Genomic DNA, 357 nt, shown 5'->3' with positions numbered 1-357 from the left:
TTTTAGGCTTAATTTGAGTACTACTTTCTACCGGTGATTTATTATCATCCGGCCAAGGTTGTTGAACAATAAAAAATAACATTGTACAAACCAACACAACTACAACAGGCAATACTTTTTTACGAAATGGTCTCTTATTTGTTACAGAATCCACTTCACTATTTTGATATACCGATTGCTTTATTTTATAAATAAATTCTTCTTCATCTTTCCGATGCTCCATTGGGCCTTTTTTCAATTTACTATACCAGTCAGGATTTTTTTTACTGTTCATCACTACTACCCTCCCCTATTAGTTTTGAAACTTTACTTCTTGCTCGGCTTAATCTAGATTTTACAGTTCCAATGGATACTCCT

At 33.1% G+C, this 357-nt stretch carries 2 pseudogenes; both read right to left on the bottom strand.

Going from position 1 to position 357, the window contains the following annotated elements:
- A pseudogene (locus tag RT27_RS32050) lies at positions 1-274 on the bottom strand (SH3 domain-containing protein); the annotation flags it as partial.
- Positions 264-357, bottom strand: a pseudogene (locus RT27_RS34710) (RNA polymerase subunit sigma-24); the annotation flags it as partial. The pseudogenes RT27_RS34710 and RT27_RS32050, both read right to left, overlap by 11 nt.

This window comes from Bacillus sp. L_1B0_5 (genome assembly GCF_000836715.1).
Lineage (GTDB): Bacteria > Bacillota > Bacilli > Bacillales > Bacillaceae_G > Bacillus_A > Bacillus_A thuringiensis_S.
This window is presented reverse-complemented; position numbering and strand designations above follow the sequence as displayed.